The sequence below is a fragment of the Chryseobacterium cheonjiense genome (assembly GCF_012927265.1).
In the GTDB taxonomy this organism is placed as follows: Bacteria; Bacteroidota; Bacteroidia; order Flavobacteriales; family Weeksellaceae; genus Chryseobacterium; species Chryseobacterium cheonjiense.
In genome coordinates, this window is the sequence record NZ_JABBGF010000003.1 from 547778 (window position 1) to 562049 (window position 14272).

A 14272-nucleotide genomic window follows, 5' to 3' on the forward strand; every position below is an offset into this window, starting at 1 on the left:
CCCCCAATGGGGGCTTTTTATTAACTTTTATAATTTTCTACTATAAATAAATGTATTTGTGGATAATTTTTTGATACCTTTTCAATTGTTCTTTTTACGTCATTCCAATTTAACCCCCCAAGACCTGCTCCAATTTTTGGTAATGATATTCTATTAATATTATTTAAATGTGAATATGAGAGCATTTTTTCTAAGGCAATTTCAATAGCAGAAATGTCAGCTTTGGTTCTCCACGTAGTTTGAGTTGCTAAATTAAAAATAACTCCATTTTCATATTTGTAAATAAAAATATTTCCTAATGAAAATGAATTTTCTTTACATAATTTTTTATATTCAATATACATTTGAGGAAACTTAATTTTAAATTGTAATGCTATCCCTTTTCCCATAGCACCGGCACAATTACAACCATGAGCAAAATTAAATATACCATTCAAAGCAAAAATATTTCCTTCCTTTACGTATGTTATCATTTTTTAATTATATTTAAGATCAAAGATATATTTTTTATCAAAATTATCTAAAATATTTAATATTGAGTATATGAATTTAATAGATTTAGTTAGTAAAATTAATGATGTTGATGAGGATTTAATTATCTTTTTAAAGAATATGGATGATTACAAATCAGAAATAATTTTATCTTATCCAGAAGATGACGATAATGGAGTCAAGGAAGAAAATGGAAATAAATATCATTATCTTTTAGAAGTTTTTTTAGCAAAAGAGTTTATTGAAGATTGGGTTGCTAGTTTAGAGAGTGCACCATCATATGAAGATATTGCTAAAAGGCTTTACGAATATGGTATAAATGACGCATAATAAACCTCAAAGCCACCTATTTGGTGGCTTTGTTATTTTGCATTTCAATTCTTTCTTTTACCGATAAGTCAGAAATAGCAGGTTTACCCCTCGCTGGTGCGTGCGTCACGCTCGTGTCTGCTTATATGATGAGTGGTGATCTAATAGGAATTTCTGATCTTGTTGGAATTGGCCTAAACAGAGTTTCAGAAGAGCATCCATATGTAGCAATGGCTTTAGGGGTGGTGTCTATTGTAGCTACAAAAGGAAGAGCTGATGATGATGTTCTCAAAATGGAATTAGCTGTTGAAAAAAATCTTGCATTAGGATTAAAAGAAGATTTATTTATTTTTGCAGAAAATAAAAATTTCGATACTTATAAAACATTTTCAAACGGTTTGCAAACAGATAAGATATTGGAAGCTATGAATTCTTATGATAAGCTTCATTTTAATGTGACCGGATTTAGTAAATATCAATTCTCAAAATTTAAACCTGGTGATTTTATAGGAAATAGAAATGTAACGAATTGGGAAATGCATGAAATATTTAGTAATCCTGCACTATTAAATAAAACACAATTTTATAGAAAAGTTGGAAATAGTTATGAAATATTATCTAATTTTTCCCCCTATGGTTATTAATTACATTTTTTATTATGATAATAATTTATAATTCGAATAGAAAATTTAGAATATGGGCTTATACAGTAAGTCATTCTTCTCTAATTTTGCGTAGTGAAATGAAGTATCCTGACCAAGATAATTATTCTGAAAATATTTCTTCTAATATAGACATTGAATTTTGGGCAGTGAGTTACATAAATATCCCATCTGATCTTTTAGGAATAAATATTAGAGAGGTTAACGAAGAAATGTTGCCTAAAGAAATCAGTAGAGAACTTTTAAGATTTGATATGAAGATATTTGAACTGAAATCCGAAGAATCCAATTATTATATTATTGCAGGAGGAATATTAATAGGTAAAAATAAATGGATTAATCAGGATCGAATCTTCAGTTATAGCTCCAATCTTAAACATGATGTAATATTATTTCAAAGTAATTGATGGATTTTACGACAAAAAGTTTATAACTGCTACAGTAAAGGCAATTTTGCCATATAACGGTCATAACAACTGGTAATGGAAATTTTTGGTTTTATTTTTCAACTCATTTTTACCCATCTTATAGGAAATAATATTTATTATCTTATAAAAAAAATATTTGGGGATAAACGTAGTTATAGGGAAATTGTTAGTAATGAAAAAGAAAGTGGATTTAGATATTTTACGGGAGTTTTAATGATTTTAATATTTATTGTTTTTATTGTTAAATGTACTTCATAAATATATCACTGATTTCGAGCATTGATAATCATTAGCCAATAAAAAGGGACTGTTGAAAAGACAGTCTCTTTTATTACTAAAGTAGTCATCTTATAAGACAATTAATTACATAGGTAATGTAATATTCATATCATTACAGAAACGTAAAATTTATACTACATTTAGGAAGATGGGGTGTTGTAGATCCGCTGGCGGAAACATACCGAAGATTTACCCCTTATCATTACGGGAATAATAATCCGGTAAGGTTTATTGATCCGGACGGAAGAATTACGGTAGATAACCTCAGCGGGCAGTACACCATGGGAAGTGTTGTCGCAGATTTTATCAAAAAGAATGGATTTGATGATAGTAATTTACCTCTTTTGTACAAAGATGATTCTGGGATAATGATTGTAAATGAAGCTCTTGGAGATGATGGAGAAGGTGGTGGTGGAATGCCAAGCATAGAAGAATTATTAGCAATGCTTGAGCCGCAATCAGAATATTTTCAGGGGATTGATTTTTCGCAGTTTGGAGACGATGATATAATAAAAATTCGTCAGAATATTGTTAAGAATGCGGTGAAACATTTTGACAGTAAAGAGTGGGCATACGAAATGAAAAAAGGTAGATTTGCAGCAAATCCAAATAAATGTAATTTATTTGTTGATGATGTATTAAAAGAAACTGGTATCAATATGCCTGGTCCTAATGAATTACTTTCAATCATAAATTTTGGGACCCCTATAACCGCTGGTCAATGGGCAGATCCTAATTATATCATCTCTGGCTGGCAAGTTGTAAATTCACCTCAACCAGGAGATATTGTAGCTGCTTCGGCTAATTAGGATGATGCCAGTGGCCATGTTGGGATTATTGTCTCTAGTACAGAATCTATTTATGCTTCTCATTATAGAGTAAAAATGTCAAATTATGGTTACAGTAATAAACACTTAGAAAATATGCCAGGCACTAATGGATATGTCTACCGAAGATATGTTGGAACTCCCAACATTAACAGTACAATAAAGCATAGTAACTTAAAACTTTTTGGTCAATAATATTATGAAAAGAACTATTTTAATAATTTCATTTATTTTTCTATTAGTAATTCTCTATTGTGTTCAATATTTTACAATTCTTAAACCGGAGGATACATTTTCATTAACTGATAGTAATGGAAAGAGTATCCCGGCTAAGATATACTCAAGAATTGTAGAGTCAAAGATTGACAATAAAAAAGAAAGTGTTTATCAAATACTTATATTTTTTGATGAAAAAGAAAATAACAAATTTAATCCCATTTTATTCATTCCAAAGTACAAGATGATAGGTATAGTTGAAGGAGGAAAGGATGAGTTTATCTTTTTTGGTAATAAAGTTTTACAAAAGTCAAGAACTTCTAATAAGTTTAATCTCCTAACAAACTCAACTTTTTTTGATAATGCCCCAACTATATTTTCAATAGTTTTTGAAAAGAAGAAGATTACTTTTAATAGTTTTGAAGAATTAGAAAAGTATGGTCAAAGTATAACTCTTAATTATGAATAAATATCAATGGTAGATTTCAATATATTAGTTTCTCTTATTAAGGGGAACTAACGAGTAATAATCTCAATAATTTAATTTAAAAAACGGATAATCTCATGGCTATCCGTTTTTAGACAACGGATGGAACGACTATGACACAAGATTCTATATGCCGGATTTGGGAAGATGGGGCGTTGTGGATCCTTTGGCAGAAGCTTCAAGAAGATTTACACCCTACCATTACGGAAATGATAATCCTATAAGATTTACCGATCCGGATGGAAGGCATTCAATGGATAATCTTACGACTTACAATCCTGGAAGTGAGTTGCAGATTTTATTACCAGAAATGGGTTGGGTGGAAAAAAATATGCCTTTTTTCTATACTGATGATTCCGGGATAATGATTAGAAGTAATGCACTTGGGAATAATGGCAAAGGTGGCGGAAGTGGTTATACTTTTACTGGAAATGGTGCCGCGACAATGTTCGAATATTTTGCCAACGGAGGGAAAATGGACGGTATTACATTTCATAAAGGATATGCGCAATGGTGGACAGATGGCAATATACCAACTTATGGTGCTATTATAAATGGTGAAATGGATATAACTGCTCAAGGAATGATACTTCATAAGATGAAATTATATCAAAGAGATCAGTTTTGGGATGGTGTGACTAAAAAGCTTGGTCCTTTAGGTTTTGCCAATGACGTGAAAATACAATTATTTGAAGCTGGCATCAGAAGAAATGCAGGATTAACAATTAACGAATTCAATGGTTTAAATAAAACCGCACAAGAATTAAGAACTCTAGGTGCATTAGGTTATACTGGAACTAAATACCTTAGTGCCTTTAAGAATCTAGGTGTAGCCGCTTCAATTGTTACTACAGCATATTCTGCAAGTAAAGTCTATAATCAATACGAACAAGGTGGAACTAGTGAAGTTTTTAGCCATAGAGATGTTGTTGATACTACTGTTGGTTTAGTTGGATTAGGAACCACTGCTTTAGTTGCTGTTGCCCTGGTGTCAAATCCTGTTGGATGGGCTATTGGTATTGGTGTTTTAGTCTATGGTACAGGAACTATGATTTACGATATGACACAATAACCTTAATTATTAAAATATGCATGAATATAATATAAAAATTTTTAATCAATCAAGAGTTTTAATAAGTCTTTTTTTATTGCCAATATTTTTTTTGTTATCAATTTTTTTAGGTGCTGAAATACATTCATTACTTATTCCAATCTTATCTCTATTGATCTTGATTTTCGTATGCTATTATTTTTGTATGGGAAATCTTAAAGTAATTGTTAAAAACAATAATGAGTTATCTTTTAAGTGGGAGAAGAAGCTTATTTTTAATTATAAACCCATTAGCCCTTTAAAAATAAGTGACATAAAAACTATTATTGTAGATAATGGTCAATCTTTGAAAAAAATTAAAACAGATCGAGACACAATTTATATTAATAATTCTAATATAAATTCAAAAGATGTGGTTAAACTAATAGAAATAATTAAAGGACACAATATAAAAGTTATAGATAGCTGGGATGAATTTAAAGAAAAAGGATATGCTAAAACAGCTTATTTTATTAATTCAGTAGTTTTAATTTTATCAATAATTCTATTTATTACCTTTACCATCTTAAAAGGTTTTAATCCTACGTTATTATCTCTTTTTTTGTTATGGATACCGCAAATAATTTTATATAGAAAACAGATTAAAAGTAAACATAAGGCACATAGATAGATTTTTACACTAAGTTCAAATAAAAGAAAGAACTACCAGTGAACTCTCCCATGCTGGCGCGAGCGTCTCGCTCGTGTCCTGTTACAAATAAACCCATCGCATTGCGGTGGGTTTTTGCTTTATAGTGCCTCTCATTTTATTAAAAATCCTGTTATCAAAACAGTATTATAGCTCACATCGATGTCGCAGATTGTACTCCGTAGATAAAAGAACAGGGCGTTTGAAAGACAATTTCTTGTATATTATTTATCAATTTTAAGCGGTATTAATTTTTAAAATGGATATATTTACTATGTTAAATGGAAAGTAACAATGTCTATGATAATCCAATTTAATTAATATACCATGAAATTTAATATTTGCTTTTTTTTGTTTTTTATTCATGTTTTGATCCTAAAGCAGAGAAGAAGAAATATGATTATATGTTATCACAGGAAGAATGTAACTTAGTGATCGAGTCCCCGCCAAAAAATAATTCGGTATGGTTTGAAGTTAAGGGCTATGATCCGATATCACATGAGAAAAAAGTTTGTAAAACTCATAATAGATGGTGGAATTTATTTGCCGATGAGATGGATTATGGTGATACAATCGTGAAAAAAAGAGGTGAGTTAATTTTTGCTATTCATAAAAAAGATACCATAATCTATCATGACTGGAATACAGTAACAACAAAACTATAGATTAGATCTCCCTCGCTCGTGTCCTGGTAACAAACAACCCACCGCAAAGCGGTGGGTTGTTTTATTTATAGTATGGAACATTTTTGTTAAAAACTCACTCAAAATCCTGCAAACCATTATAATTCCACGCCGCAACAAAAATTCCAGCCGTTTCCGTTCTTAATCTCTGATTGCCCAAGGAAACAGCCTTTACCTGATGTTCTGCCAACAGTTTGATCTCCCTCTCAGAAAAGTCACCTTCCGGACCGATGAGAAAAGTCAGCTGGTCAAGTTTCGGAATCTCGTTTAAGGCAATACGGTGAAGGTTTTCGTGACAATGAGCCACAAAGGTATGTTCGGGATGAATCGTTTTTAAAAAATCCTGAAGTTTAATGCTGTCATGAATAACAGGAAAATGAAATCTCAGGCTTTGCTTGGATGCAGCGATCGCCTGTTTTCTCAGTTTGTCGATATTCAGGTTTTTGCGTTCCGTTTTTTCAGTTTGCAGAAGAGTAATTTCAGAAATTCCCATTTCTACAGCCTTCTCTACGAAAAACTCGATACGGTCAATATTTTTCGTGGGAGCAATCGCAATATGTAATTTCGGATGAAAATCAGGCAGGCCGGTTTTAATTTCATCAACCGAAATCATTGCTTTTTTACCTTCAACCATTAACTTTCCGGAGGCCAGATTTCCTTTTCCGTCGGTTATATGGATCTCTTCACCTTCCTTCATCCGCAACACCTTTACAATGTGCTGCTGTTCTTCATCGTTGATCGTTACGTTATTTCCTTCAATTTCTCCGTAGAATAGTTTCATAGATCTTGCGTTAAAAAGGCAACTCCTGTTTTTATAGTCGTGTAAATATCCGTATCACAGTCGCGGTAAGAACAGATGAATATTTCTTCTATCCACTTGTTATTAAGGAAAATCAGATTTAAATATTCCTGTTTTCTTAAGTTATTTTTAATAGACAAATAATCTCCTTCTTTAGGTTCGTAGGGAAAACTGAAAATATTTTCAGCATTGAGTTTTTCTATAATTTCATCTTTTATATCCTGAATATACCCCTTTTCGGAGCTGGATGGAAAATAATCAGTATTAAGCTCAGATGCTTCATTTTTTCCGGTGACAGTTTCTAAGATCCAGTAATATTTTGAATTTTTCTTAGACTGGGTCCCCAATATTTTTTCTTCTAAAAGAATTTTCATAAATCGTATTTCGCGGTTGCACTGGTTCTTAAATCCGTAAATTCTCCTCTTTCAAATTTCAGCTTGGCCACCATCGCAATCATGGCTGCGTTGTCGGTAGTATATTCAAATTTCGGGATATAAATATTCCAGCCCAATTTCTCATGATTGTCCTGCATTGCTTTTCTCAATGCCGAATTGGCAGAAACACCGCCTGCAATAGCCACTTCATTAATATTTAAATCTTTCGCAGCCTTCTCAAGCTTATTCATCAGGATTTCAATGATGCTTTTCTGCACAGAAGCACAAAGATCATTAATGTTGTTTTTAATAAAATCAGGATCTTTTTTTACTTCTTTCTGAATAAAATACAATACCGAAGTTTTTATCCCGCTGAAAGAATAATCGTAATTTTCGAGTTTAGGTTTATTAAATGTAAATGCATCAGGATTACCCTCTTTGGCAAGCTTATCGATGATGGGTCCTGCAGGATAATCGAGGTCAAAAATTTTTCCGATTTTATCGAAAGCTTCACCGGCGGCATCATCCGTTGTTTTCCCTATAATTTCCATATCAAAATAATCTTTTACCAGTACGATCATTGTATGTCCACCGCTTACGGTAAGGCATAAAAACGGGAATTTGGGCGGCATAGGATTTGCATCCTCAATGAAATGCGCTAAAATATGTGCCTGAAGGTGGTTTACTTCGATCAGCGGAACGTCTAAGCTCATTGCCAAAGACTTAGCGAAGGAAGTTCCCACCAGAAGAGATCCCAAAAGGCCGGGACCTCGGGTAAATCCTATCGCGGAAATTGCATTTTGTTGTATATTTGCTTTAGTTAGAGATTTTTCAACAACCGGGATTATATTTTGCTGGTGAGCACGCGAGGCAAGCTCAGGAACAACGCCGCCATATTCTTTATGGACCGCCTGATTTGCAGCAATGTTCGACAGAATAGAATTTCCCTTGATGATAGCTGCTGATGTGTCGTCGCAAGACGATTCAATACCTAAAATTATAGAGTCGCTCATAATAATGGCAAAGTTAGAGAATAATAACGAGAATGAGAACAAAAAATCAGTAGCTGAAAACTTAGGTAATCAGGTACAAAAAGCCGTTGAAAACGCCGGAGATAAAGTAAAGGAGACCGTAAAAGAGGCTTCTGAGCTGGCTTCCGATGCGATCAAGCATCCGGTGGAAACTGCTGAAGAGTTCGGGAAACAGGCAGTGAAAGACGTTACCAGTTACTCCTGGTGGGCACGGCTGCTTTTGATTCTTTTCTGGCTCGGACTCGGACTTGTAGTCTCTATTTTTATTGCAATTAATCTTCCCGTAACCAAACAATGGGCGGCAGACCAGGCGCTGCAGGTCGTAAACAGGGATTTCAAAGCGCAGATGTCAACAGAAAGTGTTGAAGTAAATTTTTTTGGGAATGTTAAAATTAAAGGGTTAAAAATCAAAGACTATAAAGGCTACGATTTTATTCAGTCTAAAGAGTTCATTGCCAATTCAAACTGGCTTTCTTTGTTTAAAAACATTACCAAAAACAATTCGCTAAGCTTTAATTCTTTAACCTTAAAAAATGCTGATGTAAAAGTAATTACTTATAAAGGCGACAGTATTTCAAATTTTATCCGCTTCACTCAATTGTTTGACAGCGGTAAAAAAAGAGATCCCAACAAACCTCCTTTTCAGCTGGATTCAAGACTGCAGATTCTGGATTCCAAAGTTTCCATTGTGAATTTAAATTCTCCGGGAGAAAAAGGAAAATGGCTGACTGCAACCAACTTTAATCTGAAAGCACCGAATGTAAAGGTTAACGGAAGAAATATTTCCGCCCTTATCAACAATATGTCGTTCACAACGACGAGATGGGGCAAATCACATTTTGTGGATACTTTTTCTACGGAGCTTTCAATGACTCCGGATTACCTTTCGTTAAAAGATCTTACGCTGAATACAGATCATTCGCTTTTACAGGGAGATATTAAATTTAATCTTCATGACGATGGTTCCTGGGCAGATTTTGCCGATAAAGTGAAGTGGGAGATGAATCTTATCCAGGGAAGTCAGCTAAGCGGTTACGATATCAGTTATTTTGTAACCAATTGGGACAATTTCAAGCCCTTTAATATTTCCGGAAAAATGGCTGGTCCGCTGAATAATTTCAGACTGGATAATTTCCTGATCAGAAATCCTGATGTAAATATTGCTACAAAGAGCATGAAGGTGAACAGGCTGCTAAAAGGCAATTTTTTAATCGAAACCAATGATCTTTCTGCGGATTTTACCTATAAAGACCTGAAAGCCATGATGCCTCTGTTCATTTCTAAAAAAATGAAAAACTTTGCAGATGACTTCGGCAGATTAAAATACAACGGAACCGCAAGTGTTAATCCGAATAAAGTATATGTAGCAAACGGGAACCTGATGACTGGAATCGGGCAGGCGAAAATTACACAGTTTTCTTTGACTGAATACAGCTCTTCTATGCCTAAATATGTAGGGATTGCTGAAGTTAAAGACCTGAATACTTCCGTGATTACAAAAAATAAGTCGGTAGGTTTAATTTCCGGAAGATTTGACATCAATGGCCAAAGCTTCGACGTCAATACGATGAGACTGACCACGAAATCTAGGATCACCAGTGTTGAAATCATGAATAAAGAGATTAACAACTTGTACCTTGAAGGCCTTCTTGATCATAAAAAATACAACGGGCTCATCACCGTCAATGATGAACAGGCAAAAGCCAATATTAAAGGATTAATTGATTTCAGTACCTCTAGAATTTCAATGAATGTAAATGCTGATGTTAATTATTTAAATATGAATTATTTTACCAACACTCCCGGAACTCAGATCGTGAGCGGAAAAGTGAATGGTAAAATGGCCATGTCATCCATTAACGACCTTACTTTGGATGTTGAGGCAAACGCAATTAATTTCGCCACAGCCAGTCAGAAATATTACATTCCGGCAGCAAAGCTGAAAACGTTCATTGAAAACGGCGGCCGTGTGATTGATGTTGATGCACCGGGTGCTGTAAACGGGAAAATATCGGGAAGGTATAACCTTGGGGATCTCGCAGGCATGGTAGAAAACGGCTTAAATAAAATTCTTGTAGGGCCAGCTCCGAGAAAAATGTACAGAGGACAAAGCTTTGCAATGAATTTTGATGTTCAGCAGGGTTTGGTAAGTTATTTTCTTCCGGACCTGAAATTACCGGAGGGTGCAAAAGTGGAAGGGCAATACGATGGAAATTCTAACAATCTAATCTTAAATCTTGATGCTGCTTCTCTAAAATATATCATGACCAAAACCCGGGAGATTACGGAAGCAGACAGAGCGCTTGCCGCAGCAAATCCTGCATATACCATCAATGAAAGAGACAATATTACCCGGGACAGTGCGATGGTGGATAGTGTAATGGTCAGAATTAATACGGCCAATCTGGACGAACAGATTTTTGCAAAAATAAACCGAATTCAATACAACAAAAATATTCTTAAAGACATAACGTTAAGTGGCAGGAATGAGAACAACACGCTTCTTCATCTGGCTACGAAATTTAAACATGGAAGTCCTGAAGATGAAGTTGATGATAATCTTAGGGAATATGCGATCAATGTTAACCAGTCTACCAACGCAGGAGGAGATTTTATTTTCAGGTTTGAACCTACAGAAGTAAAGTTTAATGATGTGACATGGGCTATTGATACGAGTCCGGAGCTTAACCATTCCATAACATATCGTAAAAAAGAAAAAGATTTTGACATCCGGAATTTGAGAATTTATTCCGATAATAGTGCATTGTTTGTAAAGGAAGCCCAGTTCAAGTCTGCCAAAGATTTTTACCTGGATGCTGAAGTTAATGATTTCGCCATTGAGAAGCTTATGGAAATGCAGCCGGGAGGAAATGCCATGAACATCAAAGGTCTTGCTAATGGAAGTGTGAAAATCAAGATGGATAAGAGTACTCTTCAGCCTTTGGTAGATATGACCATCGATGATATTATGATGAACGGAAATGACATGGGAGATATTACGATTTCTGCAACCAACGGATTTTCTTTGAATGTATATGATGTTGACATAAGAGTAAATTCTGCCGGAGTAATCGGCAATAACAGCCTTCATGTTACGGGAACTGTCAATAACAATACCTCTTCGCCTACCATTGACCTTACTGCGGAAATGAGGGATTTTGATATCGCTTTTGCACAACAGTTTGTAACAACCGTATTTGGAAATTTAAGAGGAAAGGCTACCGGAGATCTTAAGATCAGCGGAAAATTCAGTAATCTGGATTACAGCGGGGATATTGCTTTAAAAGGATTTGGCCTTAAACTTTTATTTACCGGGGTGGATTATTCGTTTGACGATACCGTAATCCCGCTTACCAAAGGGCTTGCCATCCTCAACAATATCGGGGTTCGGGACGGAAGAACAAACTCTAGTGGAAATATTTCGGGAGCAATACAGTTTGAGACGATTTCCTCAATGGGGGTCAACCTCGTAATGAGGGCAGATAATTTACTGGTTTTAAATACAACTCAGAAAGATTATGATCTTTTCTGGGGAAGAGTCTACGGACAGGGCGATTTGTATGTTGATGGTCCTGTATCCGGCCTCAGTCTCTCAACACCAAACATGAAAGCACTGAGCGGAAGTACCTTTACATTCAATTCGGGATCAACCTCTAATGTTGAAGAATTTAAGATGCTGAGGTTTCTTAAAGAAGGAAAAAATGGACTTGTGACATTGGAAGATAAGAAAAAGTCCGGAGCGAATATGAATATAGATTTTGCGCTGGATGTAGATAAAGGAACTACCGTGAATGTGCTGATAGGGGATGAGGTAGGAAATATTACAGTGAAAGGTGCTGCCGAAAAGCTTCGCTTCCAGATGAGCCGACAGGGAAATATTGCGATGAACGGAACCTATAAAGTAGATAACGGAACTTTTGTTTCCAAAGCGATCCTGAATAAAACCTTCCAGATTGAAAAAGGCAGCAGCATCCGATGGGATGGTGATGCAATGAAGCCGGCGCTGGACATTACTGCCAACTACGTAAGAATGGTTTCCAACGCAGGGGAATATCTGAATATGGGAAGTCTTCAGCCGATCAGTATTTTGCTGCAGGCGAATATCACGCAGTCTCTTGTTGATCCTAAAGTTGATCTTAACGTTACCGCGCTGGATGTTTCCAGCCAGGTAAAGGAAACACTGGCTGCCAAAATGAGCCAGGAAGGGGAGAAGGTACTGCAATTCGGGTCTGTATTGCTGCTGAACAGTTTTAATGTTTCAAAAACCGGAGGGGTAGATGTGGATGTGGCAGGTGTTGCAGAATCTTCAGGATATAATCTTCTTTTAAAGCAGCTTGGGTCCGTACTTAATACCATGAGTAATGAATTCCAGATTGACCTTAATTACGTAAAGGGGGATCAGTATTCCAATATAGGAGACCGGGCGAATGCCGGCGTGAGTTTCGCACTTTCACCAAGAATAAAAGTAAAAACAGGGTTGGGAATTCCTCTTACCAAAACAGAAAATACAGAAACCAATTATCTTTCGGGAGAAGGAACCATTGAATACGATATTTCTAAAAAGAATGACGGAAGCCTGATCTTGAGAGGTTATTCGAAACCTTCTAATATCGGTGTTATTAACGGTGCGGGATCAAATGGTACTGCCAATCAGGCGTATGGTGGAGGGATCGTGTGGAGCAAGAGCTTTAATTCTTTATTCAAAAAGAAGAAAAAAGATAAAAAACTACCTGAAGATAAAACTGAAATAAAAACAGATTCTACAAAATCAACTACAAAATAATTCTAAATATATAATGATTTTTCTCATATGTGTTAATTATTGTTAATATTTAATATAATTTTTTTAGTTAAATTATTTTTTATAAATTTGCAAAAAATACATTGTTTTTTTAAGAAAATTGTAATTTAACTAATATGAACTATCAACTGGACGAAATAGACAAGAAAATTCTTGATTTCTTAGTAGAAAACACAAGAATGCCTTTTACAGAAATTGCTAAACAGATGGATGTTTCCGCTGGTACAATTCACGTAAGAGTGAAAAAGATGGAGGATGCAGGTATTATTTTGGGATCATCTCTTAACATTGATTACGGAAAACTGGACTATCATTTTACGGCTTTCATCGGAATCCTTCTGACAAAATCAAACAGAACTCAGGAAGTTTTGAAAGAATTGTCAACAATTCCAAATGTAATCGAAGCAAGCGTTATTTCAGGAAAGTATAATATTTTCTGTAAAGTAAGAGCTAAAAATACAGATGACGCAAAAAGAATCATCTATCAAATTGATGATATTCAGGATGTAATGAGAACGGAAAGTATGATTTCTATGGAAGAATACTTAAGCGACAAAAACAGACTGATCAACGCGATCTCTGTATAATCGGTTTTTAAAGAAATTATATATAAGAACTTATGAAATCTCTCATAAGTTCTTTATTTTTGTACCTATGGAAGAATACAGCTATTTTGACGAAGATCCTAAAAAAGGATGGGGCTTCATCCTTGCTTTTGCAGCATTGCTTTTGTTTACCGTAATGGGATTCGGGATCGATCTTGATGAGTATTTACAGCACGAAACCCTGAATATTCCTGCCTGGTATGCTTATACTGTTTTCGCAATTGATGCATTGATGGTCGTAAGTCTTGTGCTCATGTTTTTTTACAGGAAAATAGGGATTTTTGCTTTTCCGGTACTGCTGGTCTTGCACTTCTTTATGCATAATTATTACCTTTCTACATTCCTGTATACGGATGTAACCAATCTTTTTCTGTTTACAGGTTTCGGAATGCTGGCCATTATTCCGAAATGGAAGTTTTTCAGATGATTTTGTAAGAAGATAAAGAGATTAATAAATATTATAGGAGCGGTTAGTATCCTGAGCTTGTCGAAGGAAGCCCGCTTTCTTATTTAGTATGAGAGCTCGGCTTTAGCCGAAAC

The 14272-nt window shown here is 34.9% G+C and carries 14 protein-coding genes and 1 pseudogene; 11 read left to right on the forward strand and 4 right to left on the reverse strand.

What is annotated here, in order from left to right:
* Nucleotides 1-20: 20 nt before the first annotated feature.
* Nucleotides 21-473: a macro domain-containing protein gene (locus HHL20_RS17315; protein ID WP_169232421.1), complete on the reverse strand. Its 453-nt coding sequence runs from the start codon at nt 471-473 to the stop codon at nt 21-23.
* Nucleotides 474-543: 70 nt separating this feature from the next.
* On the opposite strand from HHL20_RS17315, the gene HHL20_RS17320 reads away from it, so the two are divergent.
* The 8 genes and pseudogenes from HHL20_RS17320 (at nt 544) to HHL20_RS17355 (ending at nt 6104) form a co-directional block, all read left to right on the forward strand.
* Nucleotides 544-822 carry a hypothetical protein gene (locus HHL20_RS17320; protein ID WP_169232422.1) on the forward strand — a complete coding sequence of 93 codons (279 nt, stop codon included), beginning with the start codon at nt 544-546 and terminating at the stop codon, nt 820-822.
* 23 nt (nt 823-845) lie between these two features.
* Nucleotides 846-1445, forward strand: a complete 600-nt coding sequence (locus HHL20_RS17325; protein ID WP_228463217.1) for a hypothetical protein — start codon at nt 846-848, stop codon at nt 1443-1445.
* A 98-nt stretch (nt 1446-1543) separates the two neighbouring features.
* Nucleotides 1544-1870 carry a hypothetical protein gene (locus tag HHL20_RS17330; protein ID WP_169232424.1) on the forward strand — a complete coding sequence of 109 codons (327 nt, stop codon included), beginning with the start codon at nt 1544-1546 and terminating at the stop codon, nt 1868-1870.
* A 581-nt stretch (nt 1871-2451) separates the two neighbouring features.
* On the forward strand, nt 2452-2979 hold the full coding sequence (locus HHL20_RS17335; RefSeq protein WP_169232425.1) for a hypothetical protein: 528 nt from the start codon (nt 2452-2454) through the stop codon (nt 2977-2979).
* 217 nt (nt 2980-3196) lie between these two features.
* The gene (locus HHL20_RS17340) at nt 3197-3682 is read left to right on the forward strand and encodes a hypothetical protein (RefSeq protein WP_169232426.1); all 486 of its coding nucleotides are present in this window, start codon (nt 3197-3199) and stop codon (nt 3680-3682) included.
* A 127-nt stretch (nt 3683-3809) separates the two neighbouring features.
* A pseudogene (locus HHL20_RS17345) lies at nt 3810-4772 on the forward strand (RHS repeat-associated core domain-containing protein); the annotation flags it as partial.
* A gap of 16 nt (nt 4773-4788) precedes the next feature.
* The gene (locus HHL20_RS17350) at nt 4789-5421 is read left to right on the forward strand and encodes a hypothetical protein (protein WP_169232428.1); all 633 of its coding nucleotides are present in this window, start codon (nt 4789-4791) and stop codon (nt 5419-5421) included.
* 422 nt (nt 5422-5843) lie between these two features.
* Nucleotides 5844-6104: a hypothetical protein gene (locus HHL20_RS17355; RefSeq protein WP_169232429.1), complete on the forward strand. Its 261-nt coding sequence runs from the start codon at nt 5844-5846 to the stop codon at nt 6102-6104.
* Between the two features lie 94 nt (nt 6105-6198).
* Here the strand turns inward: HHL20_RS17355 and HHL20_RS17360 are convergent, their stop codons facing one another.
* From HHL20_RS17360 to tsaD, 3 genes are read right to left on the reverse strand one after another with little or no spacing between them, the layout of a single operon-like run.
* Entirely contained in the window at nt 6199-6903 is a 705-nt protein-coding gene (locus tag HHL20_RS17360; protein WP_169232430.1) for an RsmE family RNA methyltransferase, read from the reverse strand.
* Nucleotides 6900-7295 (reverse strand): hypothetical protein, encoded by a 396-nt coding sequence (locus HHL20_RS17365; RefSeq protein ID WP_169232431.1) that lies wholly within the window; start codon nt 7293-7295, stop codon nt 6900-6902. Before HHL20_RS17365 ends, HHL20_RS17360 begins: the two co-directional genes overlap by 4 nt.
* A complete protein-coding gene (gene tsaD / locus HHL20_RS17370; protein ID WP_169232432.1) occupies nt 7292-8308 on the reverse strand; it encodes a tRNA (adenosine(37)-N6)-threonylcarbamoyltransferase complex transferase subunit TsaD in 1017 nt (338 codons plus the stop codon). Before tsaD ends, HHL20_RS17365 begins: the two co-directional genes overlap by 4 nt.
* A gap of 4 nt (nt 8309-8312) precedes the next feature.
* Here tsaD and HHL20_RS17375 point away from each other — a divergent pair, with 4 nt between their 5' ends.
* From HHL20_RS17375 to HHL20_RS17385, 3 genes are all read left to right on the forward strand, one after another.
* Nucleotides 8313-13109, forward strand: a complete 4797-nt coding sequence (locus HHL20_RS17375; protein ID WP_169232433.1) for a translocation/assembly module TamB domain-containing protein — start codon at nt 8313-8315, stop codon at nt 13107-13109.
* Nucleotides 13110-13243: 134 nt separating this feature from the next.
* Nucleotides 13244-13714 carry an Lrp/AsnC family transcriptional regulator gene (locus HHL20_RS17380; protein ID WP_029298841.1) on the forward strand — a complete coding sequence of 157 codons (471 nt, stop codon included), beginning with the start codon at nt 13244-13246 and terminating at the stop codon, nt 13712-13714.
* Nucleotides 13715-13781: 67 nt separating this feature from the next.
* Nucleotides 13782-14159 carry a hypothetical protein gene (locus tag HHL20_RS17385; RefSeq protein WP_169232434.1) on the forward strand — a complete coding sequence of 126 codons (378 nt, stop codon included), beginning with the start codon at nt 13782-13784 and terminating at the stop codon, nt 14157-14159.
* Nucleotides 14160-14272 lie beyond the last annotated feature (113 nt).

Bases quoted from the DNA above. Each gene is read 5' to 3' on its own strand.
- HHL20_RS17385 (WP_169232434.1), top strand. From the start codon at position 13,782: ATGGAAGAATACAGCTATTTTGACGAAGATCCTAAAAAAGGATGGGGC.
- HHL20_RS17365 (WP_169232431.1), bottom strand. From the start codon at position 7,295: ATGAAAATTCTTTTAGAAGAAAAAATATTGGGGACCCAGTCTAAGAAA.
- HHL20_RS17320 (WP_169232422.1), top strand. From the start codon at position 544: ATGAATTTAATAGATTTAGTTAGTAAAATTAATGATGTTGATGAGGAT.
- HHL20_RS17375 (WP_169232433.1), top strand. From the start codon at position 8,313: ATGGCAAAGTTAGAGAATAATAACGAGAATGAGAACAAAAAATCAGTA.
- HHL20_RS17315 (WP_169232421.1), bottom strand. From the start codon at position 473: ATGATAACATACGTAAAGGAAGGAAATATTTTTGCTTTGAATGGTATA.
- HHL20_RS17360 (WP_169232430.1), bottom strand. From the start codon at position 6,903: ATGAAACTATTCTACGGAGAAATTGAAGGAAATAACGTAACGATCAAC.
- tsaD (WP_169232432.1), bottom strand. From the start codon at position 8,308: ATGAGCGACTCTATAATTTTAGGTATTGAATCGTCTTGCGACGACACA.
- HHL20_RS17355 (WP_169232429.1), top strand. From the start codon at position 5,844: ATGTTATCACAGGAAGAATGTAACTTAGTGATCGAGTCCCCGCCAAAA.
- HHL20_RS17380 (WP_029298841.1), top strand. From the start codon at position 13,244: ATGAACTATCAACTGGACGAAATAGACAAGAAAATTCTTGATTTCTTA.
- HHL20_RS17350 (WP_169232428.1), top strand. From the start codon at position 4,789: ATGCATGAATATAATATAAAAATTTTTAATCAATCAAGAGTTTTAATA.
- HHL20_RS17340 (WP_169232426.1), top strand. From the start codon at position 3,197: ATGAAAAGAACTATTTTAATAATTTCATTTATTTTTCTATTAGTAATT.
- HHL20_RS17330 (WP_169232424.1), top strand. From the start codon at position 1,544: ATGAAGTATCCTGACCAAGATAATTATTCTGAAAATATTTCTTCTAAT.
- HHL20_RS17335 (WP_169232425.1), top strand. From the start codon at position 2,452: ATGGGAAGTGTTGTCGCAGATTTTATCAAAAAGAATGGATTTGATGAT.